Genomic DNA, 276 nt, shown 5'->3' with positions numbered 1-276 from the left:
CCCAGTCTTACAGGCAGGTTACCCACGTGTTACTCACCCGTCCGCCGCTAACATCAGGGAGCAAGCTCCCATCTGTCCGCTCGACTTGCATGTATTAGGCACGCCGCCAGCGTTCGTCCTGAGCCAGGATCAAACTCTCCATAAAAGTTTGATAAAGCTCAAAAAATTGCTGGCATCAAAATTGATGTCCAAAATTTGTTTCTCAATTTAATGAAAAACTTATTCATTAACGTTTTGTTGTTCAGTTTTCAAAGTTCATTCATTTTTATTACACAC

1 rRNA gene is annotated in these 276 nt (G+C 42.0%); it reads right to left on the bottom strand.

Annotated elements, in window-relative coordinates:
* Positions 1 to 145, bottom strand: a 16S ribosomal RNA gene (locus R0J88_RS19850); the annotation flags it as partial.
* Positions 146 to 276: the final 131 nt, after the last annotated feature.

It is taken from the genome of Pseudoalteromonas sp. SIMBA_162 (assembly GCF_046535955.1).
Lineage (GTDB): Bacteria > Pseudomonadota > Gammaproteobacteria > Enterobacterales > Alteromonadaceae > Pseudoalteromonas > Pseudoalteromonas marina.
This window is presented reverse-complemented; position numbering and strand designations above follow the sequence as displayed.